The 19,243-nt window shown below is 67.5% G+C and carries 22 protein-coding genes and 1 pseudogene; 6 read left to right on the top strand and 17 right to left on the bottom strand.

The window, feature by feature from the left end:
• From WFP39_RS14290 to WFP39_RS14220, 15 genes and pseudogenes are all read right to left on the bottom strand, one after another.
• Nucleotides 1-627 (bottom strand): annotated as a pseudogene (locus tag WFP39_RS14290) (hypothetical protein); the annotation flags it as partial.
• On the bottom strand, nt 624-1,388 hold the full coding sequence (gene trbC / locus WFP39_RS14285) for a type-F conjugative transfer system pilin assembly protein TrbC (RefSeq protein WP_336920531.1): 765 nt from the start codon (nt 1,386-1,388) through the stop codon (nt 624-626). The gene trbC and the pseudogene WFP39_RS14290, both read right to left, overlap by 4 nt.
• Nucleotides 1,385-2,410 carry a conjugal transfer pilus assembly protein TraU gene (traU, locus tag WFP39_RS14280; protein ID WP_336920530.1) on the bottom strand — a complete coding sequence of 342 codons (1,026 nt, stop codon included), beginning with the start codon at nt 2,408-2,410 and terminating at the stop codon, nt 1,385-1,387. Before traU ends, trbC begins: the two co-directional genes overlap by 4 nt.
• Entirely contained in the window at nt 2,407-3,054 is a 648-nt protein-coding gene (gene traW / locus WFP39_RS14275) for a type-F conjugative transfer system protein TraW (protein WP_336920529.1), read from the bottom strand. The genes traU and traW overlap by 4 nt, the downstream gene beginning before the upstream one ends.
• Nucleotides 3,051-3,569: a S26 family signal peptidase gene (locus tag WFP39_RS14270; protein ID WP_336920528.1), complete on the bottom strand. Its 519-nt coding sequence runs from the start codon at nt 3,567-3,569 to the stop codon at nt 3,051-3,053. The genes traW and WFP39_RS14270 overlap by 4 nt, the downstream gene beginning before the upstream one ends.
• Nucleotides 3,556-3,963: a TrbI F-type domain-containing protein gene (locus WFP39_RS14265; RefSeq protein ID WP_336920527.1), complete on the bottom strand. Its 408-nt coding sequence runs from the start codon at nt 3,961-3,963 to the stop codon at nt 3,556-3,558. Before WFP39_RS14265 ends, WFP39_RS14270 begins: the two co-directional genes overlap by 14 nt.
• On the bottom strand, nt 3,960-4,352 hold the full coding sequence (locus WFP39_RS14260; RefSeq protein WP_336920526.1) for a hypothetical protein: 393 nt from the start codon (nt 4,350-4,352) through the stop codon (nt 3,960-3,962). Before WFP39_RS14260 ends, WFP39_RS14265 begins: the two co-directional genes overlap by 4 nt.
• 30 nt (nt 4,353-4,382) lie before the next feature.
• A complete protein-coding gene (gene traC / locus WFP39_RS14255) occupies nt 4,383-6,929 on the bottom strand; it encodes a type IV secretion system protein TraC (RefSeq protein WP_336920525.1) in 2,547 nt (848 codons plus the stop codon).
• On the bottom strand, nt 6,929-7,684 hold the full coding sequence (locus WFP39_RS14250) for a conjugal transfer protein TraV (protein ID WP_336920524.1): 756 nt from the start codon (nt 7,682-7,684) through the stop codon (nt 6,929-6,931). The genes traC and WFP39_RS14250 overlap by 1 nt, the downstream gene beginning before the upstream one ends.
• A gap of 5 nt (nt 7,685-7,689) precedes the next feature.
• Nucleotides 7,690-8,556 carry a DsbC family protein gene (locus WFP39_RS14245; RefSeq protein ID WP_336920523.1) on the bottom strand — a complete coding sequence of 289 codons (867 nt, stop codon included), beginning with the start codon at nt 8,554-8,556 and terminating at the stop codon, nt 7,690-7,692.
• Nucleotides 8,553-9,875 carry a TraB/TrbI/VirB10 family type IV secretion system protein gene (locus tag WFP39_RS14240; protein ID WP_336920522.1) on the bottom strand — a complete coding sequence of 441 codons (1,323 nt, stop codon included), beginning with the start codon at nt 9,873-9,875 and terminating at the stop codon, nt 8,553-8,555. Before WFP39_RS14240 ends, WFP39_RS14245 begins: the two co-directional genes overlap by 4 nt.
• Nucleotides 9,868-10,572 carry a type-F conjugative transfer system secretin TraK gene (locus tag WFP39_RS14235; protein ID WP_336920533.1) on the bottom strand — a complete coding sequence of 235 codons (705 nt, stop codon included), beginning with the start codon at nt 10,570-10,572 and terminating at the stop codon, nt 9,868-9,870. Before WFP39_RS14235 ends, WFP39_RS14240 begins: the two co-directional genes overlap by 8 nt.
• A 53-nt stretch (nt 10,573-10,625) precedes the next feature.
• Nucleotides 10,626-11,198, bottom strand: a complete 573-nt coding sequence (locus WFP39_RS14230) for a type IV conjugative transfer system protein TraE (RefSeq protein WP_336920521.1) — start codon at nt 11,196-11,198, stop codon at nt 10,626-10,628.
• Nucleotides 11,199-11,210: 12 nt separating this feature from the next.
• The gene (traL, locus tag WFP39_RS14225) at nt 11,211-11,498 is read right to left on the bottom strand and encodes a type IV conjugative transfer system protein TraL (protein WP_171128498.1); all 288 of its coding nucleotides are present in this window, start codon (nt 11,496-11,498) and stop codon (nt 11,211-11,213) included.
• Between the two features lie 27 nt (nt 11,499-11,525).
• Nucleotides 11,526-11,870 carry a hypothetical protein gene (locus WFP39_RS14220; RefSeq protein ID WP_336920519.1) on the bottom strand — a complete coding sequence of 115 codons (345 nt, stop codon included), beginning with the start codon at nt 11,868-11,870 and terminating at the stop codon, nt 11,526-11,528.
• 346 nt (nt 11,871-12,216) lie between these two features.
• Here WFP39_RS14220 and WFP39_RS14215 point away from each other — a divergent pair, with 346 nt between their 5' ends.
• Both WFP39_RS14215 and WFP39_RS14210 read left to right on the top strand, forming a co-directional pair.
• Nucleotides 12,217-12,678 (top strand): helix-turn-helix domain-containing protein, encoded by a 462-nt coding sequence (locus tag WFP39_RS14215; protein ID WP_336920517.1) that lies wholly within the window; start codon nt 12,217-12,219, stop codon nt 12,676-12,678.
• A gap of 50 nt (nt 12,679-12,728) precedes the next feature.
• Nucleotides 12,729-12,992, top strand: coding sequence for an AlpA family transcriptional regulator (locus WFP39_RS14210; protein ID WP_336920515.1), 264 nt, complete (start codon nt 12,729-12,731; stop codon nt 12,990-12,992).
• A gap of 88 nt (nt 12,993-13,080) precedes the next feature.
• Here the strand turns inward: WFP39_RS14210 and WFP39_RS14205 are convergent, their stop codons facing one another.
• A complete protein-coding gene (locus tag WFP39_RS14205; protein ID WP_336920513.1) occupies nt 13,081-14,343 on the bottom strand; it encodes a hypothetical protein in 1,263 nt (420 codons plus the stop codon).
• A 3-nt stretch (nt 14,344-14,346) separates the two neighbouring features.
• On the opposite strand from WFP39_RS14205, the gene WFP39_RS14200 reads away from it, so the two are divergent.
• The gene (locus WFP39_RS14200; RefSeq protein ID WP_336920511.1) at nt 14,347-14,469 is read left to right on the top strand and encodes a hypothetical protein; all 123 of its coding nucleotides are present in this window, start codon (nt 14,347-14,349) and stop codon (nt 14,467-14,469) included.
• Between the two features lie 135 nt (nt 14,470-14,604).
• Here WFP39_RS14200 and WFP39_RS14195 read toward each other — a convergent pair whose 3' ends face one another.
• Nucleotides 14,605-15,207, bottom strand: a complete 603-nt coding sequence (locus WFP39_RS14195; protein WP_336920509.1) for an adenylate kinase — start codon at nt 15,205-15,207, stop codon at nt 14,605-14,607.
• 175 nt (nt 15,208-15,382) lie between these two features.
• On the opposite strand from WFP39_RS14195, the gene WFP39_RS14190 reads away from it, so the two are divergent.
• The 3 genes from WFP39_RS14190 (at nt 15,383) to WFP39_RS14185 (ending at nt 19,241) form a co-directional block, all read left to right on the top strand.
• Nucleotides 15,383-16,549 (top strand): acetate/propionate family kinase, encoded by a 1,167-nt coding sequence (locus WFP39_RS14190; protein WP_336920508.1) that lies wholly within the window; start codon nt 15,383-15,385, stop codon nt 16,547-16,549.
• Between the two features lie 264 nt (nt 16,550-16,813).
• The gene (locus WFP39_RS15250; protein WP_377923261.1) at nt 16,814-16,954 is read left to right on the top strand and encodes a DUF2933 domain-containing protein; all 141 of its coding nucleotides are present in this window, start codon (nt 16,814-16,816) and stop codon (nt 16,952-16,954) included.
• Nucleotides 16,955-17,147: 193 nt separating this feature from the next.
• A complete protein-coding gene (locus WFP39_RS14185; RefSeq protein WP_336920507.1) occupies nt 17,148-19,241 on the top strand; it encodes a heavy metal translocating P-type ATPase in 2,094 nt (697 codons plus the stop codon).
• Nucleotides 19,242-19,243: the final 2 nt, after the last annotated feature.

The following is a 19,243-nucleotide window of genomic DNA, read 5'->3' as shown; positions in this document are numbered from 1 at the left end:
TAAAACCCAAACCCAGACGAGGCCCGCACTCCGCAAATTTACGCCGCGATCTGCGCCAAATGTTCTGACGACGGACAAGTCGGTGCCGGGAACGACGCTCGCCTCGAGCGTGACGCGGCAGGTTCGCGTCTCCTGGCTGGCGGTGTAGCCGGTGTTGCAGGTCGCCATGTAGCGACCGGTACTCCCGGCGCCGGCCGGCAGCGGAACGCAGCGGCCCTGCGAGCCGCCGATCGCCATCCCGCTGGTATAGGCGAGCGGATCCTCGCTCAGCGTCTTGCTGCGCGCGATCACCGCGTCGAGATCCTGCGGGGCAAAACGCGCGCGCCGGTCCATCGAGTCCCGCATCGTGCGATAGCCGGTGCTCGAGCTTGCCTGGCTCGCCGCCTCCCGGCTCATGCGATCGGGATCGTCGAAGTAATCGGACTGGCTCGGCACGCCGCCGAAATTGGGAACCCGGCCCGCGTCGGGCCGGGTGGTCGCCGCCTCCTGCGCGTCGGCCGCCTTCTCGCGGCCGAACGCCTTGCCGTCCGCCTTGGCGGCCTCGGTGGTGGTCTGGGCATGGGCAACCACGGCCGGCAGCAGGGAGGCACAAGCGAGCGACAGCGGGAGCAGCAGAAACCGTTTCATGGGGCCGGCCTTTCAAGTCGGGCGAGATGCTGGGCGGCGATGAGCGCGCCGGGGCCGCCGCCGCGGGCGAAGGTCTCGAGCGCATAGGCGGCGCTCACATTGCCGCTCATGCGGTCATGCGGCGGGACGGCGGTCGTGCAGTCGAACCCGTCGCACAGGTCGAAGTCGCTGTCGGCGACGACGTAGGTGGGCACCGCTTCAATCCCGAACGCGCGGAACAGCCGCGGATCGATGCCCACGCTCGCCAGCTCCTCGCCCGGCCGCACGACTTTCGACAGCGCGGCCGTCAGCACCTTTGCGCTGTTCTGCGGCAGGCCGCGCAGGACGATCACGCCGCCCGCCCGGGTGACGTCGTCGATCATCGCGCGCAGCGCAGCCGGCGGCATCGACAGCGACGCAAAGGCGATGAAACGCGGGGCCTCGCCCATGCTTTCGCTCGCCATCGCGCCGGCATCGGCGACCATCCGGTCGAAATCGAAGGTCTGCGCCGGATCGGGCCTCGCGCTCTTGGCAGCCTCGCCGGCGAAGCGCCGGCCGTGCGCCTGGGCGTCGGCAGCGCTGGTCCGCGCCTGCTCGGCCACTTGCTCGGCGCGGGCGCGCGCTCTGGCCGCAAGCGCGTCGGCTTCGCCGGCCTGTTCGGCGGCGCGTGCGCGGATCGCCTCAAGATTGAGGTCCGGTTCGGCGGTCTGGGCGGCGGCACCGGCGAAGGCGGCGGCGCCCGCGAGCGCGGCCAAGGCGAGGAGATGGGGGAGCGTCTTCATAGCGCGCAGCAGTTCCGTTTGCGCCAGACCAGGTAGCCCATGTCCTCGCCGATGGCGGGATAGACCTGGCCTGCCGACATGAAGGTGGTGGAGGCGCCGATGGGCGCGCAGGCGTAGCGACCCTTCGTCTGCGGATTGGGGTTGGTCGCCTGGAAGCGGTATTGCTGCTTGCGCATCACCGGCATCAGGTACTTGCCGCACAACCCCTTGCTGCCCATCGTGCCCCAGGCGACGAGCTCGCGGTGCAGCTTGTAGGAGAAGCGCGCGAGCGCGAGGCGCGAGGCCTGGACATGGCCGATCGTCGCCGAGACGTTGCCGTTCAGCGGATACATCGTCCCCTGGCAGCCGGCGCACCAGAACAGCTCGTCGGTCGGGAGCTTGGCGGTCGCGGCGACGCAGTCGGCCGCGCAGGCGGCGAGCGCCAGCGGGTTGGCGAACAGCACCGCCTCGGGGTTGATGATCGCGGTGAGCTCGCTGTCCTGCCACAGCGGGTCGATCTCGGTGATGTAGAGAATGTCGACCGAGCCGGACTCGAGGCACAGGAAGTCGGCGACGATCTCCATCCAGTAAATCAGCGGATAGGCGTACCAGTGGACGTGCCACTGCGAGTTGTACTGCGTCGCGCCGCCGACCGCGGACGGACCGGCCATGGTCTTGAATCCGATGTCGAAGCCGGGATCGAGCTTCATCCCGCCGAGATTGACGAAGCACCACGGCTTCATGCTGACGTCGGCGAGGCGCACCGGCTCCCAGAAGCCCATCGCGATCCCGGGCCTGAGCCCGCACAGGCAGACCGGGGAATCGGGGTTGTCGGTATCGGGCCGCGCCGACGGCCAGATCTTCAGGCTCCCGACCGAGATCGGGAACAGGCACGACCAGCAGATGTCGGTGATCGGGTTGACGAACTTGCCGGTGCAGCGGCCGGGCCCGGCCTCGGCCTGTGCGGGGCTGGCGGCCAGCAGGCTCGCGCCTAGCAGCAGCAACAAGGCGCCGATGCGGGAAAGGAGGTTCCTGCGGGTCATGACGTCTTGCCCTTCTGCGGCCCGAGTGCCTGCTCGGTGATCAGGAGAACGCGGCCCTGCTGCTCGACCGTCGCGGGAACCGCGCGGATGCCAAAGTGCTTCACGAGGCTGCCGCCCTGGTCGAAGTAGAACCGGCGCTGGCGGGCTTTCATCAGCTCGAGCGGCGCGCCGCGCACGAGGATCAGCTTCGCCCGCGTCGCTCCGAAGCGGCGCGCGGCCCAGGCAAGCTGGGCCGGATCGTCGCCGTCGAGGAACACGAGCGGTGCGCGCAGCGGCACGGTGTCGAGCGGATTGACCCGCGTGCCCGCGGCAATGATCACCCGGCCCTTGTCGTCGGCAATGTTGCGCTCGACGGTGATCGTCGGATCGAAGCGCCAGCTGCGCTTTGCCGAGGCCGGGCCGACGCCGGCGACCGGCTCGGGGCGGTTGACGCGCGCGATCGTGCGGCGCTTCAGCTCCTCGTTGAGCCGCGCCGTCTCCCCGGTCTTTTCGAGCCGGGTCAGCCGGGCGTGGATCTGCGCGAGCAGGTCGGGCTCGACGATCGGCCACACGGCGCCCTGCTGGCCGTAGTCGCGGGCAAGCGCCGGGGTCGCCGCGCCAAGGCAGGCGAGGAGCGGCGCGACGATGAGCGTGGCGCGGCTCACAGGATCGGCCTCCCCACGCCCAGGATGCGCGGCGCGCAGATCCAGCCGATCGCCGCATAGCGGCTGTCGAAGCCGTCCTTGTGCTCGGTGGTGACGAAGTAGCAGCCCCGGGGAACGGTCCCGCTCGGACCGAGCGCGAGCGGCTCGCCGAGCCGGCTCCGCGGCTTGGCCTTCGCGACCAGGCGTCCGTTGACGAAGAAAGCGCGGTTCCTTTCGGTCACGATGTCGCCGGGCACTCCGCTCACGCGCTTGCCGAACGGCTTCGGCTCGCTGCCGAAGTGCTTCACGAGCAGCGGCGTGGCTGGCGGATCGAACAGGATGATGTCACCGCGCTGCGGCTCGGCGCCGCGGGTCAGCCAGACCGCCCAGTAAGGCAGGCTCGGGCTGGCGTTGATCATCAGCGCGTGGTCGCGCGCGAACGCGGACAGCGAGCTGAGCGCGAGCGCTACGGCGCCGACGCCGCCCCACAGCGCCAGGCGCGGCCATGCCGAGGGACGCCTGTCAGCGGCGCGCATCGGGAGAGGCTCCGATCCGGCGCGCGACGTCGGCGCGCACCGCTTCGGTGAGATCGGGGGTGCTGCCCGCCACCACCGCTTCGGCGACGAGGACGGTGCGGCCTTCGCGCGAGAGCTGGCCGACCGAAGCTTCGACCGCCTTGAGATAGGCCTGGACCCGCTGGCGGGTTTCCTCAGGGGTCCGCCCGGCGCGCGCTTCGGCTTCGACGAAGTCGCCCATGATCCCGCTCAGCTGGACGGTGACGACTTCGCGCTTCTCGAGCGCGAGGAGCTTGTCGGTTGCCCACAAGCCCCAGAGCGTGGAGCCGACCATGCTCAGCGCGAGCGCGATCGCGGTCAGGCTGACGCTGAAGCGACCCTTCGGCAGGACCTGTGTTGCCAATATGTTCTTCACGACCGTTCCTCCCGGAGTCCTTCGTTGACCTCGCACAGGAAGCCGGGCAGCCGCAGGCAGGCGACCAGCGTGGCGAGGCTGATGAGGCCGAACTTGAGCTCGTTCACGAAGCCGACCTTGCGGTCGGGATCGGCGCCGAGGAACCTGTCGGCGAAATTGGCGAGCTGCGCGAAGAACAGCTCCACGTCGCCGCCCGAGATCATCAGGAAGAACAGGAGCGGCAGTCCGAGCGTCATCAGGTAGGTTGTGGCGAGGAAGCCCCCCGCCTTGAGGAGGATGTAGCAGGTGTCGGCGGCATGGCCGCGCCAGCCCTTGCCGGGCGGTGGGAGATCGTCCTCCACGGCAAGCTCCTGCGCCGGTTCGGAGGGGGTGACGAGGTGGAGTGACATGGGTTTTCAGGTCCTTGCTTGAGGGTGGATTCAGGTGCGGCCCGCGAAGGCGATCCGCTCGATCGCGTCGGCGAGTTGGTGGCCGCGGGCGATCTCGGCATCGATCGCGGCGAAGGTCTGGGGCGAGCTCGAGAACAGCGTCGCCGAATAGTCGTCGAGCACGAGCCGGCCGATCGCCTCGGTCTCCGGCCCCTTGATGAACACCTCCGAATAGTCAGAGCCCGATCGCTTGAGACTGCGGATCAGCGTCTCGGTGCGGTCGTCCATGTCGAGGCGTTTGCTGGCCTTGAAGTCGGCAATGGTCTCCGGCTTCTGCTGGAGGATCAGCATCCAGTCGCTGTTCTCGAGCGCGGCGGTCGCCCCGTCCGACTTGTAGTAGTCGTTCAAGGACTGAGTCGCGGTCGCGAGCGCGCCGCCGTACTTGCGGCAGGTGCGGGCGTAGGTCTCGACGAACTCACCCATCGAGCCGCCCTTGAGCATCGACCAGGCCTCGTCGATCAACAGCAGCTTGCGCACCTGGCGCGGCGAGCGGGTCATAGCCTGGCTGGTCATGAACATGATCGCCGAGAGCACGACCGCCCGCAGCTCCTCGCGGCTCGCCAGGTCGGACATCTCGAACACGGTGAAGTCGGCATCGAGCGCGAGGCTCGCCTGGCCTTCGAAGAAGGCGCCATAGGTGCCGCCGGCCATGTAGGGCGCGAGCGCGGTCGCAAGGTCCGCCGCGGCGTCGTTGCCTTGGGCCGTCAGCGCCTCGCCGACGCCGGTGATCGTCGCCGTCACGCCATGCTCGCTCCACACCGCATTGACGGCCCGGTCGATCAGACCGCGCTCGGTGTCGGTGAGCTTCGCACTGTGGCGGGCCATCTGTCCGACGATCGCCTTGACCATGCCGAAGCAGTCGAGACGATAGTCCTCGTCCTCCTCGGCGCGGTCCGCGTCGATCATCGAGAAGGGGTTGAGGCAGAAGCCGGCCTTCATGGTGAACTCGACGAAGCGGCCGCCCTGGAGCTTTACCGAATGCTCGAAGCTGCGCCCGTCGTCGATCACCACCACCTGCGCGCCCGCGCCCCGGAGCGCCGCGCACATCTCCTGCAGCAGCACCGACTTGCCCGAGCCCGACTTGCCGCAGATCGCGACATTGTGGTTGCCGGCGTCGTTCTCGAACGGCGACCAGAAGAAGGGCTGGCCGCGCCGGCCGACGAACAGCAGGTGCGGCTGCGCGCTCCCGAGATATTCGCCCTGCATCGGCGCGATGTTGGCGGCGGTCGTCGACAACACCGTCTTGAAGCGCTTCAGGCGCTCCATGTCGGCGCCGAGCCCGTCGGCGAGCGTCAGCGGCATGGCCGCGAGCAGGCCCTGGACCTGCAGGTATCGCTCGTCGGCGAGATCCCAGCCCGCAGCCTTGTAGATCGACTTGATCGCGCGCTCGTGCCGGTCGCCCGACCCGAGCGGCGAATAGGCCGTGATGCCGTAGAACACCCGGACGAGCCGGCGGCCCTCCTGGAGCTCAGCCTGGACGTGCTGCCATTCTGCGGCCTGCTCGCCGATGCGCGGCAGGAAGCGCGCGCTCCTGGTGCCCGCGAGGCTCGTCGTGCGCATGAACTTGAAGCCCGCCTTGGCGCTGGCGGCCTCCTGGTCGGGATAGACGAGGCACAGCATCGTCGCGGCCGGGCAGGGAAAGCGCAGCTTGTCCGTGAACAGGTCGCCGATCAGCCGCGCGCATTCCCACGGCGCCCAGCGCTGCGGCATGTTGCGGACCGCGAAATGCCGCACGTCGAACGCGTCGGGATAGACGGTGCCGATCTCCGGCACGCCGTCGTTCGTCCGGCCGGTCGGGCGGAAGCGCTCGGTCTTGAGGTGCATCCGGTCCTCGTGCACGACGAGCTCGATGTCGTGGCGGATTGCCTGGGCGGCGATCGGATCGTTCGGGTTGTAGGGCGCCGCGTCGTCCTGCGGCGCCGTCGTCGGCGAGGTGAGGTCGTCGACTAGCGCGATCAATTGCTCCGGGCCGACCTCGGCAACGCCGAGATTGAGCGACTTCAGCATCGCGACCAGCCCGTCGCGGGTTTGCTTGAGCTCCTCGTTGGCGACGTTCTTGGTCGCGGGGACGCCGACCGAGACGATCACTTGGTGATGCCGGGCATGGAACGGGGCGTCGGCCGAGCCCGACTCCCAGACGAGACCGTAGAGCCGCTTCGCCCGGTGGCGGGCGATCGCCTCATAGACCCCGCCCTGGACGTAGCGCGGCGCGAACCACGGTGCGACGATCCGGCTGATGCGCGGGGACGCGAGGTGCAGCACCTGGAGGCCGGCACCGGGCGGCAGGCCTTCGGAGAAGAAGGCGCCGAGGATCTCGCCCGTGCGTTCGTCGGCGCCGATCAGCGGCGTCACCGAGAGGATGAACCCCTTCGAGCGCGCGTTGAAATAGAGCCGGCTCGCCGGGTCGAACACGCGGTACGGCAGCCAGTCCGACAGCATGTCGAGCATCAGCGGCGGCCGACCTTTCTCGGCATGTTCGGCGTCGCCGAGCAGCCCGGTGAGCACGCGATCGACGATCGTGTTCAGCCGCTCGGCCATCACTTGGGCTCCTTGTCGGCTGGCGCGGGCGCTGAGGTCGTGCCGTTGTCGCCGCCCTTCGGGGCCTTGGCGGCCTCGATCGCTTCGACGCTCGGGTAAGTCAGCGGCGCCTCGCCGCCTGGCCGAGGGGTCCGATCATGCAGGGGGAGCGTCATGTCGAACCCCTCGACCGCCGGTGCCAAGGCACCGGCGACGGCCTCGCGCGCCGTGGAGGGGAGGACCAGCGGCGAGGAAACGGGGGAATCGGGAATGGCCGAGGCAGCCGGCGAGAAGGGCGAGCCGAGATCGGCATCGGCCTCTTCGCCGCTTTCCTTTGCGGTAGGGTCATCTGCAGCCTGGGCGGCCTTGAGCTGCCGGCCGAGCTGCCGCATCAGCGGCGGCGCGGCTTCTTCGCCGGGCTTGCGGCGCAGCTCCGCGGCCCAGCGCGGATTTTCGACGACCGCCCAGGCGACCGCTTCGTCATGCAGCGTTCCGGCTTCGTCGACATGCGCCGGGAACACGATCTTGAGCGTGCGTTCCGACGTCCGGCCAGTGTCGCCGGCCGCAACCCCGGCCCGGACGCGGGCGAGCTCCGGCGACGAGCCAGCCTGCTCGAGCGCGGCGGTCGCGCCGGCGTCGATCACGTGGGCAGGCGCACAGCCGCCCTTGGGCGCGCGACAGGTGAACTCGCCCTGGATGTTGGTGCCGAACGTGGTGCAGCCGCTCAGCGCCGCCGCGAGGCCGGCGCAGACGACGAGGCGCTTGGGGTAAGGCATGGGGGTCATCCTTTGCTGGTCTGGCGGGGAGAGGCGCGGAGGAATTCGCGCAGCGCGGCCGCGGGGCGATAACCTTCGAGCACGGCGCCGTCGGACGGCCGCACGATCACCGGCGTTCCGCCGAAGCCGTGCGCCTTGGCAAAGGCCTCGTTGGCGTCGAGGCCGCTCGTGTCGCACGGCTTGGGATTGGCGAGCGCCAGGCCCGAATAGGCCATGCGCAGCGACATCTCCGGCCGGGGCGAACAGAGCACCTGCTCGGCGACCTGGCGGCTTTCCGCGCCGAAGATCGAGATCGGGCGTTCCTCGACCCGCGCGCCGATCGCCTTGAGCTCGCCCTCGAGCTTCTTGCAGTAGCTGCAGTTGAAGTCGGAGAAGACGACCACCTTCGGCCCGTCGGCTGGTCCCCAGGTAATCGCCCCGTTCGCCGGCAGCCCGGCGAGCGAGACCCGCGTGGGCACGCTGGGGCGCTGCTGCGGCGGCTCGTCCTCTCCGGCCTCTCGGCGTGCCGCGCCGGCGGTGAGAAGGTCCGGGTTGAGCGCCAGCAGCCGCGCGGCGGTCAGGTCCTGGCGCGCCTCCATGTCGTAGACGCGGCCGATCACGAGATACTTGGCCGTCCGGTCGACGTAGAAGAGGGTCGATTTCGAGGCGACCTCGCACAGCCCGCCGAGACCGGAGCATTCGATCGCGTCGATCGGCGTCTTCGGAAGCCTGAGCTTGAGCGCGGCGCGCACCGTGGCGGTGTCGGGAGCGGCCGTCGGCGCGGCGAGGCTGGCAACGCCCCAGCCGGTGGCGGCGGAGACGGCGACAACTGCGGCGAGTCCGGCCGCAGGGCGCAGCCAGCGGCGGGCCCGCGTGTTGGGTGCTTCGGTCACTGGGAGTTCCTCACGTAGGCGCCGTCGAGGAACACGATCTCGACATCGATGCCGGTCGGCATCTCGACGACGGGTTGGTACTGTTCGGCGCGCTCGATCAGGTACTTGCTGACCGTGTCGGCGGCGTCGGCGGCGCCCTGGCCGAGCCCGCCGGTGAGGATGTCGCCGGGCGAGAGCTGGCCCCGCGTGCCGTCGGGGTTGGTGGTGATGCCGGAGAACAGGCTGTTGGCATTGGCCGAAAAGCCGCGGCCGAACCCGCCGATGATTCCGGCGAGCAGCGCCTGGCTGACGAGACTGCCTTCGCGGCTGACGACCCGCCCGCGCACGCCGGACTTGCCGGCGAAGCTGATGAAGCCCTTGACCTCGCTCACTGCCACGCGGCCGCCGGGCTGGTCGCAGGTCATGCGGGCCAGCTTCACATAGACCTTCTCCGAGGAGAGGTCGCCGCGCGCCGCGCCGTTGACCACGCAGCCCTGGATGCGGGTGGTGAGCACCTTGCCGTTCTGCATCACCGAACGCGCAGGGCCGGTGATCCTCAGCACGACCGGCAGCGGATCAGTCTGGCTTGCGACGCCCGCGGAGGCGTCGACGCCGACGATCACCCGCGCCGGGGCATAGGAGTTGGGCGGAAGGTAATCGGGCGAGTCCTCGACCACGACCGGCGGCGCTTCGGGGCGTGCCGCGCGAAGCCCGGTCGCGCCGGCCTTCTCGCTGGTGAAGCTCAGCAGCTTCACTTCTCCCTGTGACGGGATCATCGCCTCGCCGCCGCCTGCCGCCGTGGCGGGCGGGGTGGTTCCGCGCGCATCGTAGCTGCCCGCCTGCGGCCCATAGGCCGGGGGCGGCGTTGCCGGTGCGGGCGCGGAGGCCTGGGCGGCGAGCCGCGACTTGAGGTCTGCGTTCTCGGCCGAGATCGCGTCGATCGCGGCCTGCCCGTCGACGCGCATGGCCTGGTTCTCTGCCTTGAGCGCGGCGAGCTGCGCCTCGACCTCGCTGCGCGGGACAGCGGATTCCTTGAGCGCCTTCTGCTCGCGCGTCACCGCGTCGAGCCGGTTGCCGTAGCTGGCGACGAACTCGCGTTGCGAGAGGTCGCGGTTGACGAGACCGGCAGTATCGATGGTCTGCGCCGCCTGGGGGTCGTCGGACGCGCCGTCTTCGTCGCCGCCGAGGATGAACCAGCTACCGCCGACCAGTGCGACGGCGGCGATCCCACCGAGCAGCAGCCTCTGGCGGCGCGCGGTCCGGGCGTTGAGGCCGGCCACTTCCGACGGCGAGGCGGGCTCGGCCTGCAGCGGAGCGGGATTCTCGTGCAAGTCAGTCATGGCTGCTTTCCCCGTTGGCGCCGACCACGAAGGCCGTCGTGCTGGTGCCGGGCTCGAGCGTCGGGTCGACGATCGACACGGCGAGGGTGTCGCGGGGCGCCAGGTCGCGCTCGGCGAGCGTGACGGACTTGCGTCCGCGGTTGGTGATCCGGACCACCTTGCCGGCGAGGCTGGCGCCCCGGTATTCGGCGACAAGCTGGATCTCGAGGTCGCCGGCGCGCGCGGGCAGGTCGCTCGCCTGCCGCACCTCGAAGCCGTCAATGGTCCGGTCGTTCGCCATCGCCTGCACGAGGCGGACAGCGCTGGTCGCGAGCGGGGTTTCGCTCTCCCATTCCGCGGCCTGGTTGGTCGCGATCGCGGGGTTGGTGATGAACACCTGCGCCGCAGGTATCGGCTCGACCCGGCACGAGACTTTGTAGACGAAACCCTTCTTGGTCGTCGCAAAGAAGCTGATCGACCCGGCCGCATAGGTCTCGGGCACCGAGACGTAGATGTCGCCGCGAATGGGTTCGTTGGTGACGGCGAAGTCGTTGTAGGGCGTGCCGGTCGACATCTTCGACACGCTCGCAAACTGGTCGCCGAGGAGCGCGAAGCGGGTGAGCTCGCGGGCCGAGACCGAGCACTCGATGCCGGCGCCGTCCGCCGCCTGCTTGAACTGGTCGGCCGCATGCGCCGGCAAGCTCGTGAGCGCGAGCATCGCGGTCAGGCCGGGCAGCGCGCCGCGCGCAAGCCTCCTGCATTGGTAAGCCATCACTGGGCCTCCTTGGATTTGTCTTGGGGTGGCAGCTGGACGAAGCCCGAGAGCGCGAGCCGCAGTCCCCGGTAGGTCCAGCTGAAACGGAACCGGCGCTCTTCGCTGGCGATGACCTGCGCGCCGACGAAGGTCTTGAGCGTGCCGGTGACCTCGGACGTGAGGGCTTTCGGATCGACGGTCATCGTCCGGATGACGAAGGCCTGGGTCACGTCCGAGCCGCGCTGCTCTTCGACGATGCGCACGAGCTCGGCCTTGAGGCGGCCGTGGCTGGCCGGATCGGCCAGCTTCAGGATCTCGCTCATCCAGTAGTCGAGACCCTCAGGGCTGCGGTTCAGAAGGACGAGCGCGGTGTCGCGGGTGACGAGCTCGAGATAGTCGGCCTCGACCCCGGCGCTGCTCACCGTCAGCTGCTTGGGCAGCGTCGGCAGAAGCACCACCTCGCGGTCGCGGGTCGCGGCGAGGCTTGTCGTGACCGCCAGTGCGACGGCCAAGCCGGCACTGGTCAGCGCGAACAGGTTGCGCTGCCTCAGCAGCGACTGCTGGCGCTCGTGCGAGATGTCGGCGAACATGGGTATCTCCCCTCAACCGGCAAGCAGGCGGCAGTGGGAAGGCGGCGTCGCACGGAGGCCCAGGAATCCGGCCGGCAGATACCAATATGCGGCATGGGTGAGCCAGGAGCTGGCGCGTCCTGCTTTTGCCTTTCGCAGCGCGAACCAGGCGCCGAAGGCGACAACGATGCCGATGAAGATATGCTGGCTGAGGATGCCCCAGGTGAAGGGGACGATCATCCCCGCGAACTCGTCGATGGTCCAGAAGCCGATGAGCTCCGGATCGTCGAGCCGACGGGGAATGATGTACCGGTCCGCCATGACGACGCGCCTTCCCGTGCCCGACTGTCAGATGACCGCGGTCACGACCGAGGTGACGATCGGGACACCCGTGCCCACGCCGATGCCGACGCCGACGGGAACCGCGACCTGGCTGAGCGAGAAGCGCCCGGAGGCGAGGCCGATCAGGCCGCCCGCGAGGCTGAGGACGGTGATGATCTTGCCGCCCGAGCCTTCGAGGAAGTCGGTGAACTTGGTCAGCGCCGGGGTGAAGGTCGTGTCGGCGCCCGCATAGGCGGCTCCGGCCGCGAGCGCGGCGATGGCCACGGGGATGGCAATGTTGGCGGCCCGGCCAGCGCGATTGAGGCCGAGGCCGCTTGCGCCGAAGCGCCGGGGGAGGGGGAGAGACTGCATGTGAAGCTCCGCTTCGAGAGGGTGAACCAGCGCTCTTTCGTTCGCTGTGTGTTCCACATGCATCTAGGAAACGGCTGTAGGAAAGGTGTGGCAGCGATCCGCCTTTCTCGCGGACGAATATGGACGGACCGGAATCGCCGTAGGCGGAGACTCTCGCTTATCTCAGCGGGTTAGCGGGGACTCTTTGGCGGCTAGCTCCGACGGCTCCGCCGGCATTCATCGACGAATCACCCTCTCGTTGCGATTCGCCTATAAACGATATGTTCTCCATATGTTCTTTTCGTTTTCCTACAGCATGGGACTCGCGTTATGCCTGCGACTCGCCATACCAACCGAGAGTCCTGCCATGCATCCAATCCCATCGATCAACGGTCACGCGAACGACTGTATCGCGCGAACCCTGGCATACGCTGTCGAACATGCCGACAAGCCGCGGCACCAGATCGCCCGCGAGGTGGGCATGCACCGCGAGACTCTATTGCGGGTACTGCGTGGCGAACGTCCGATCGGCCTCGACGAAGCCGCCCGCATCCTTGCTGCCTGCGGCGCCAGTCCGCGTGCAACGCTCTTGCTCGCCCTCTCCGGCCAGGAGGACCTCGCCTGCGAATGGATGGGCAGCGAGATGGGCGAGTTTCTCGAGGAACTTTTCAGCGCCCTGCCGGCTCAGCTCGAGCGCACGCTCGGCCGAAGGGTCGAGGATGTCAGGCCGCGCTGGGCCAACGGCACATCGCAGCTCGTCGCGCGCATGCTGGCCAAGCACATCGACGACTTCGCCAACCGCGACATCGCGATGGCGCTGTCCCGGTAGACAACCGACCTCGGAGGGGACCGAGCTCGTAGATGATAGAGGAAGACCAGATGACCGCCGTTCCCCAGAGCAGTGACAGCGCTCCGCCGCACGTCGGAGCGGGGTCCTTACCGTCCGCGCCCGCGCGGCTTCTGCGATTGCCCGAGGTCATCGCGCGTGTCGGCCTGAAACGCTCGGCTATCTACCAGCGCATGAGCGAGGGGCGGTTTCCGAAATCGCGCTCGCTCGGCCCGAGATGCGCTGTCTGGGTCGAGGCCGAGATCGATACCTGGGTTCGGTCGGTCGCTTGCTCAGATGCATCTCCGCAGGCTTGAGCGCTGCGTGCCAGGCGATGGCTCTTGCCGAACGCCCGAGCGGACCGCAGCGTCGTGTTCGGACGACGATAGCCGCACGGGCGCGGAACTACTCGCCCGGCGGATCGACGAGGAGCACAGGAGCAAAGCCGCCACCGGGTGTACGCATGTTGGTTGTCTGGCCTTGGTAGACGCGGCTCGCGACCAGCAGCGGCTCTCCCCGGTACGTGTAGAGCCGCACGTCGACTTTGCGTGAGACAGTTTCGCCATCGATGCGCATCATCCTGGTGCTCGGCGGCACGAAGGCCTGGGCGATGGAGCCCTCGTCTCCCACGATCTGCGCCCAAGTGGAGCGGGTCAGCTTGTCGCCGCGAAACGCTCCTTTGGACCCGTACCCTTTCGCAGGCTTGAAGAAGAGGTCTTTGCGCGCGGCCCAGAGTTCATCCGCGTTGTCGCGGGTCACCATGACCGTGCGGGGTATCGCGGCAGACAAGATTTCGATCGTCGCCGCGTCGACGCCAAGGCTGCCCAACCGCTCAGGATCGGACAGCATGACGAGGTTCCGTTTGTCCGCATGGACGGCGTGATTGAAAGGGTTCGGACTCAGGACGACGTCGCCGGCCGCGTAGGCATTTCGCAGCGCTTCATGCGCGGGCTCTTCAAGGGCGAAATCCGTCAGACGGTTGTACACGAGGTCGACCGCCCGGCCGTCGGCGAGCAACCGTCCGCCCGCGTGGCGAAAGTCTGCGCCATCGACAATCACGGCCTCGAAGCCGCAATCGCGAAGCATCTCCTGCGCAATCACGAACTCGGGATAGAGGTATTGCTCCTGCGGTCGGTCGTCGGTGATCGCAATCCGGCGCAGCGGCTCTGAGGTGCGTTGGCTTCGCCACTCGCGTCCGAACATATTCGTAAGGGCTGCGCTGAACCCCTGCGGCGGGGAGATTCTTGCGGTCTCCGCGCCGCAGCACCGTCGCTGCACTTTGGCCAGGATGGCGTTGAGGAAGGCTCCGCCGGCGTTGGTGTTGATCTCGATGAGCCGCGGCCCGGATGCATCCAGGTGGAAATCATACCCCATGAACACGCCGCTGGGCCCGTGGTCCGTCCGGGCGATTTCGGGAGCGTAGGAGAGCACCGCCTCGATGTAGGCCGGCATGGCGGCGACGCGTTCGAGGGCCTGCACGACCGACCGCATCTGGTCCAGGATCGACACCGAAAGGAAGGTGGCCAGTTCCGAGAACAGATGCGGATGGGTAACGGTGAATTCGGCTGCCGGGAAGACATCGCCCGAAGCCGCAGCCATCGCGCTGTTTAGATCCTCGCGATCCACGCTTACGCAAAAACAGCGCGCATTGAGGGCCTCGGGCAGCACGGCTTGGGGTCGACCTTTCTCGTCCTGATCCTGAGTTCTCACGATCAGGTGGAAGGCTCAACCCTTTCGATCCTGATGCCGTTTGCCGAAGACCCGCAGGGGGTGCGCGGGCCGCTGACCGCATGAGCGTAACCCTTGCCCGCTGCGATGACGAGATCGGTCAGCGACGCCGCAGGACTTTCCGCGCCTGAAGGGCGCGGCGGCGAAAGATGAGGAAAGGGGTAGGCGTGCAGCCGCGCTTCCTCCGCGGAACACGGATCGTCACCCATCCGGGTCCGAACTCGCTCCGCCAAGACGTTTCGCGATATTCCGCGTGACGGCCTCCATGCCCTGCATCCCGTCGATTGAAATGAGTTCTCCCCGGCGGCGATAATAATCCAGAAGCGGCCCCGCCGTTTGCCCATATTCCTCGAGACGTCGCGCAAACGTTTCCGGATTGTCGTCGCTCCGCACGGTGCCGCCCGCAGCCAGGGTATCGGCGACGCGCTTCGCCATTCGCTCGATCAGCACGTCCCGATCAAGTTTCAGCGCGATCACCGCATCGAGCTTGGTTCCCTTTCCGTCGAGCATCGCGGTCAGGGCTGCCGCCTGCTCGACGGTCCGGGGGTAGCCGTCAAGAATGAACCCGTTGCGGCAATCGTCCCGGTCGATCCGGGCGGATACCATCTGGTTCACCACTTCGTCGGGTACGAGTTCGCCGCGATCCATCATCGCCCTGACTGCCCGCCCGAGGTCCGTGCCGTCGGCCACCGCCGCGCGCAGCATTTCGCCTGTCGAGAGCTGCGGAACGCCAAAGAGTTCGACAAGTCGGCGTGCCTGTGTACCCTTTCCTGCTCCCGGCGGTCCCAGCACTACCAGTCTCATCGCTCTGTTCCTTTGGCATTTATCGCTTCGCTTTGCGCCGCCGACGAAAGATCGGCTGCGCACCCGAAGCCCGATAGCACCGCCGTGTTCGACCGAGCGAGGACGGGACTTTCCGGCCTTGCTTCGTCTAGATGCCCGGTACCACGCAACGCGCTTGCAGATTGGCTCGTGATCCATGACCGACATCATCATCACCATCAATCCCGGCTCAGCCACGATAAAGCTCGGCGTGTTCGCCTGCGAGAGCGGGCAGGCACGTCCGCTCGGGCGTGCGACCGTCGACGAGGTCGCCGGAACGCTGCGCCTTCAGATCGGTCAGTCGCGCAGCGAGCACGACCTTCCGTCCGGCGCCCCGGCGTCGACCATGCTGAACCAGGCGCTCGCGCGCCTTGCCGATAGACTGCCCATCCGTACCCCGGGCGCAATTGCTCAGCGGGTCGTGCACGGCGGCGATCAATTTGCCGGGCCGGCGATCATCGATCACAGCGTGCTTGCTCAGATCGAGACCCTGATCCCGCTCGCGCCGCTTCACCAGCCTAAGAGTGTGGCGCTTATCCGTATAGCCAGAGAGCTCTATCCGGACGTGACGCAGATCGCCTGCTTCGACACCTCGTTCCACCGCACTCAGCCAGACCTTGTACGTCGTTACGCGATCCCGCGGGCGTTGTTTGATGCTGGCGTGAAGCGCTTCGGATTTCATGGCCTGTCGTATCAGTTCATTGCCCGCGAACTTGAGCGGCGGCGACCGGAACTCGCCCGTGGCCGCGTCGTCGTCGCGCACCTGGGCGCAGGCGCCAGCCTCTGCGCCCTGGACGGCGGTGTGAGCCGCGACACCTCGATGGGGTTCTCGACCCTCGACGGTGTACCCATGGCAACACGTTGCGGGGCGATTGACCCTGGCGTGCTGCTCCATCTGATGAATGTTCGGGGCATGTCGACGGAGGCGTTGGAGGACATGCTCTACCATCGCTCCGGTCTATTGGGCCTTTCCGGCGTCAGCGGCGACGCGCGGGTGCTCGTTCGAAGCGAAGCGCCGGCTGCAGGCGAAGCGCTGGATATCTTCGCCTTTCGCGTCGCGCGAGAAGCCGCGGCGCTCGCCGCGACGCTTGGAGGCATCGACGCTTTGGTGTTCACGGGCGGGATTGGAGAGCACCAGCCCGAAATACGTGCCAGAATCTGCGCGCGTCTCCGGTGGCTGGGGGTAACGATCGATGCGCAGCTCAACAGCGCGAACGCTCCCGACATCGCCCTGTCCGGTGCAAGGGTTGCAGTCCTGATCATCTCCGCGGATGAAGAAAAGGCGATGGCCGAGGAGTGCAGTGCATTCCTGGCGTCCGCTTGATCAATCGCCACGATCCCAGCCGGGGCACAGCCGCGGGGCATTTGGCAGCGCAGGTCGCCGGCGCTTCGTCGAACGGAGCAAGGTGTTGCGAGTGACGCTCGAACGGGTGAGGGTCTTTCCCAGTCTTCTCGGCAGGCTCCATCCACGCGCGATCTGATGCTGGTCAACGATGCCATTCCGGCAAGCGCGCTACGCGTTGGCAAGGAGCGGGTCCGCACGTGTGTGCCGACGGTCCGGAGCCGAGGCAGGTGATGGAAACAGGCAATGCTGGAGGCCACCCGCGATCCTGCGCTTGTCATCATTATGTGTCCGCTCGCGCACATCTTCATGCACCGGGGTTATAGTGGATGGGGGGCTGCGGCGCCGCATGCGGGCGAGCGGTCAACGCGCCTTCGCCGGCGCTGACCGAACTGCACTAGAGCCGATCATTCAAGCAAACTACCGGTGTCACTTGAGCGCATCAATTCTCTCCCGGTGGCATTTACGTTCTTCAAGCTATATCCTCTCGTTTTGAGGGGCAGGGTGCTGCCGCGCACACAGTTTGCTGGCGGTGCCGGGCGGCCACTTCGTCGTGGAACCTCGAAAGAAGGACTGTCGAATGGATGAACATGGCGCGCATCACGCGCACCACAACCTTCAGCACGAGTCGGCTGCGGATGCTGACCCTGTTGTGGTCGAGGCGGCCGGATCCAGTCATGCCGAGCACGCTGGCGGCCACGATCATGGCGCGATGATCGCGGACTACCGGCGTCGCTTCTGGGTGACGTTGGTCCTGATGCCGCCGGTGCTGCTCCTCTCGCCGATGATTCAACACTGGCTGGGGCTTGCCGGAGCGATCTCCTTTCGCGGCGACGGCCTGCTGCTCTTCGCCCTCTCCACCGTCGTCTATGTCTATGGCGGTTGGCCGTTTCTAACCGGCCTGGTCTCCGAGCTGCGCAAGAGGCAGCCGGGGATGATGACGCTGATCGCGCTGGCGATCTCGGCCGCCTACTTCTTCTCGGCGGCCGTCAGCTTCGGTTTCCCGGGCGAGACTTTCTACTGGGAACTGGTGACGCTGATCGGCATCATGCTGCTCGGTCACTGGATCGAGATGCGCTCCGTCATGGGGGCATCGAGAGCGCTCGAAGAGCTGGTGCGCCTGTTGCCGGATACGGCAACCCGCATCGAAGCCGATGGCACGACCCACGAAGTTCCGATTGCGTCGCTCGCACGCGGCGATCGCGTGCTGGTGCGTCCCGGAGCCAAGGTGCCGGTCGACGGCACGATCATTGACGGCAGTTCGGGCTTCAACGAAGCCATGCTGACCGGCGAATCCAAGCCCGTCTCCAAAGGCGTCGGCGAAGCGGCGATCGGCGGCGCCATCAACGGCGCCGGGGCCGTGACGATCCAGGTGACCGCGACTGGGGACAAGACCTATCTCGCACAGGTCATTGACCTGGTGAGGAAGGCTCAGGCGACCCGCTCGCGAACCCAGGACTTGGCGAACCGTGCGGCAGCCTGGCTGACCTACATTGCCCTTATAGTCGGCTTTGGCACGCTGATCGTGTGGCTGCTTCTCGGCCAGACGCCGGCATTCGCGCTGGAGCGGATGGTCACGGTGATGGTCGTTGCCTGCCCCCACGCGCTCGGCCTTGCGGTGCCCCTCGTCGTCGCGGTCAGCACCTCGCTCAGCGCCGGCAACGGTCTTCTCATCCGGGATCGCGCCGCGTTCGAGCGGGCGCGCAATCTTAACGCCGTCGTGTTCGACAAGACCGGTACTTTGACCGAGGGCCGCTTCGGGGTCAGCGACATCGTCGTGATCGGCGAGGCGGACGAGAATGCCGAGCTGGCTTTTGCCGCCGCCGCCGAGAGCCAGTCCGAGCATCCGATCGCGCACGGCATCGTCGCCGAGGCGAAGGATCGCGGCATCAGCTGGTCCAGGCCAAGCGAAGTGCGCAATATCACCGGCGAGGGCATCGTCGCGAAGGTCGACGGAGAAGACATTCGCATTGTCAGCCCCGGTCATCTCGCGCGCACCGGCACGGAGATTTCCGATCCGCGTCTGAAGCAGCTCGAGAGCCAGGGCAAGACTGTGGTCGTTCTGGTGCGCGGCGGCGCACCGCGCGCCTTGTTCGCGCTCGCCGACATCGTGCGGCCGGAATCGAAACAGGCGATCGCTGAGCTTAAATCGCTCGGCGTCGACTCGATCATGCTCACGGGCGACGCCCATGGCGTTGCGGAGGCTGTCTCGGAGGAACTCGGGATCTCGGAATATTTCGCAGAAGTGCTGCCCAACCAGAAATCGGAGAAGATCGAGGAATTGCAATCGCGCGGTCTGAGCGTTGCCATGGTGGGCGACGGCGTCAACGACGCGCCGGCCCTGGTCGTCGCCGACCTGGGAATTGCAATCGGGGCGGGGACCGACGTCGCGGTGGAATCCGCTGATATCGTTCTGGTACGCAGCGACCCGAGCGACGTGGTCGCCATCCTCGGTCTGTCGCGGGCCACCTATCGCAAGATGGTGCAGAACCTCCTGTGGGCAACCGGCTATAATGCCGTCGCCATTCCGATGGCTGCAGGGATCACGTTCGGCACAGGATTCCTGATGACGCCGGCCGTCGCTGCCGCCCTCATGTCGGTCAGCACGGTCATCGTCGCGTTCAATGCGCAGTTACTGCGATTCTACAGGGGCCGGCGGCCGGTGGAGGCGTGATC

This window comes from Alteraurantiacibacter lauratis (genome assembly GCF_037154155.1).
Lineage (GTDB): Bacteria > Pseudomonadota > Alphaproteobacteria > Sphingomonadales > Sphingomonadaceae > Alteraurantiacibacter > Alteraurantiacibacter lauratis.
Note: the sequence above shows the minus strand (reverse complement) of the source record. Positions and strands in the feature narration are given on the sequence as shown.

What these genes read in the sequence shown, in the direction of transcription:
- trbC (WP_336920531.1), bottom strand. Translation starts at nt 1,388, where the DNA reads ATGAAGACGCTCCCCCATCTCCTCGCCTTGGCCGCGCTCGCGGGCGCC.
- traU (WP_336920530.1), bottom strand. Translation starts at nt 2,410, where the DNA reads ATGACCCGCAGGAACCTCCTTTCCCGCATCGGCGCCTTGTTGCTGCTG.
- WFP39_RS14270 (WP_336920528.1), bottom strand. Translation starts at nt 3,569, where the DNA reads ATGCGCGCCGCTGACAGGCGTCCCTCGGCATGGCCGCGCCTGGCGCTG.
- WFP39_RS14260 (WP_336920526.1), bottom strand. Translation starts at nt 4,352, where the DNA reads ATGTCACTCCACCTCGTCACCCCCTCCGAACCGGCGCAGGAGCTTGCC.
- traC (WP_336920525.1), bottom strand. Translation starts at nt 6,929, where the DNA reads ATGGCCGAGCGGCTGAACACGATCGTCGATCGCGTGCTCACCGGGCTG.
- WFP39_RS14250 (WP_336920524.1), bottom strand. Translation starts at nt 7,684, where the DNA reads ATGCCTTACCCCAAGCGCCTCGTCGTCTGCGCCGGCCTCGCGGCGGCG.
- WFP39_RS14240 (WP_336920522.1), bottom strand. Translation starts at nt 9,875, where the DNA reads ATGACTGACTTGCACGAGAATCCCGCTCCGCTGCAGGCCGAGCCCGCC.
- WFP39_RS14235 (WP_336920533.1), bottom strand. Translation starts at nt 10,572, where the DNA reads ATGCTCGCGCTCACGAGCTTGCCGGCGCATGCGGCCGACCAGTTCAAG.
- WFP39_RS14230 (WP_336920521.1), bottom strand. Translation starts at nt 11,198, where the DNA reads ATGTTCGCCGACATCTCGCACGAGCGCCAGCAGTCGCTGCTGAGGCAG.
- traL (WP_171128498.1), bottom strand. Translation starts at nt 11,498, where the DNA reads ATGGCGGACCGGTACATCATTCCCCGTCGGCTCGACGATCCGGAGCTC.
- WFP39_RS14220 (WP_336920519.1), bottom strand. Translation starts at nt 11,870, where the DNA reads ATGCAGTCTCTCCCCCTCCCCCGGCGCTTCGGCGCAAGCGGCCTCGGC.
- WFP39_RS14215 (WP_336920517.1), top strand. Translation starts at nt 12,217, where the DNA reads ATGCATCCAATCCCATCGATCAACGGTCACGCGAACGACTGTATCGCG.
- WFP39_RS14210 (WP_336920515.1), top strand. Translation starts at nt 12,729, where the DNA reads ATGACCGCCGTTCCCCAGAGCAGTGACAGCGCTCCGCCGCACGTCGGA.
- WFP39_RS14195 (WP_336920509.1), bottom strand. Translation starts at nt 15,207, where the DNA reads ATGAGACTGGTAGTGCTGGGACCGCCGGGAGCAGGAAAGGGTACACAG.
- WFP39_RS14190 (WP_336920508.1), top strand. Translation starts at nt 15,383, where the DNA reads ATGACCGACATCATCATCACCATCAATCCCGGCTCAGCCACGATAAAG.
- WFP39_RS15250 (WP_377923261.1), top strand. Translation starts at nt 16,814, where the DNA reads ATGCTGGAGGCCACCCGCGATCCTGCGCTTGTCATCATTATGTGTCCG.
- WFP39_RS14185 (WP_336920507.1), top strand. Translation starts at nt 17,148, where the DNA reads ATGGATGAACATGGCGCGCATCACGCGCACCACAACCTTCAGCACGAG.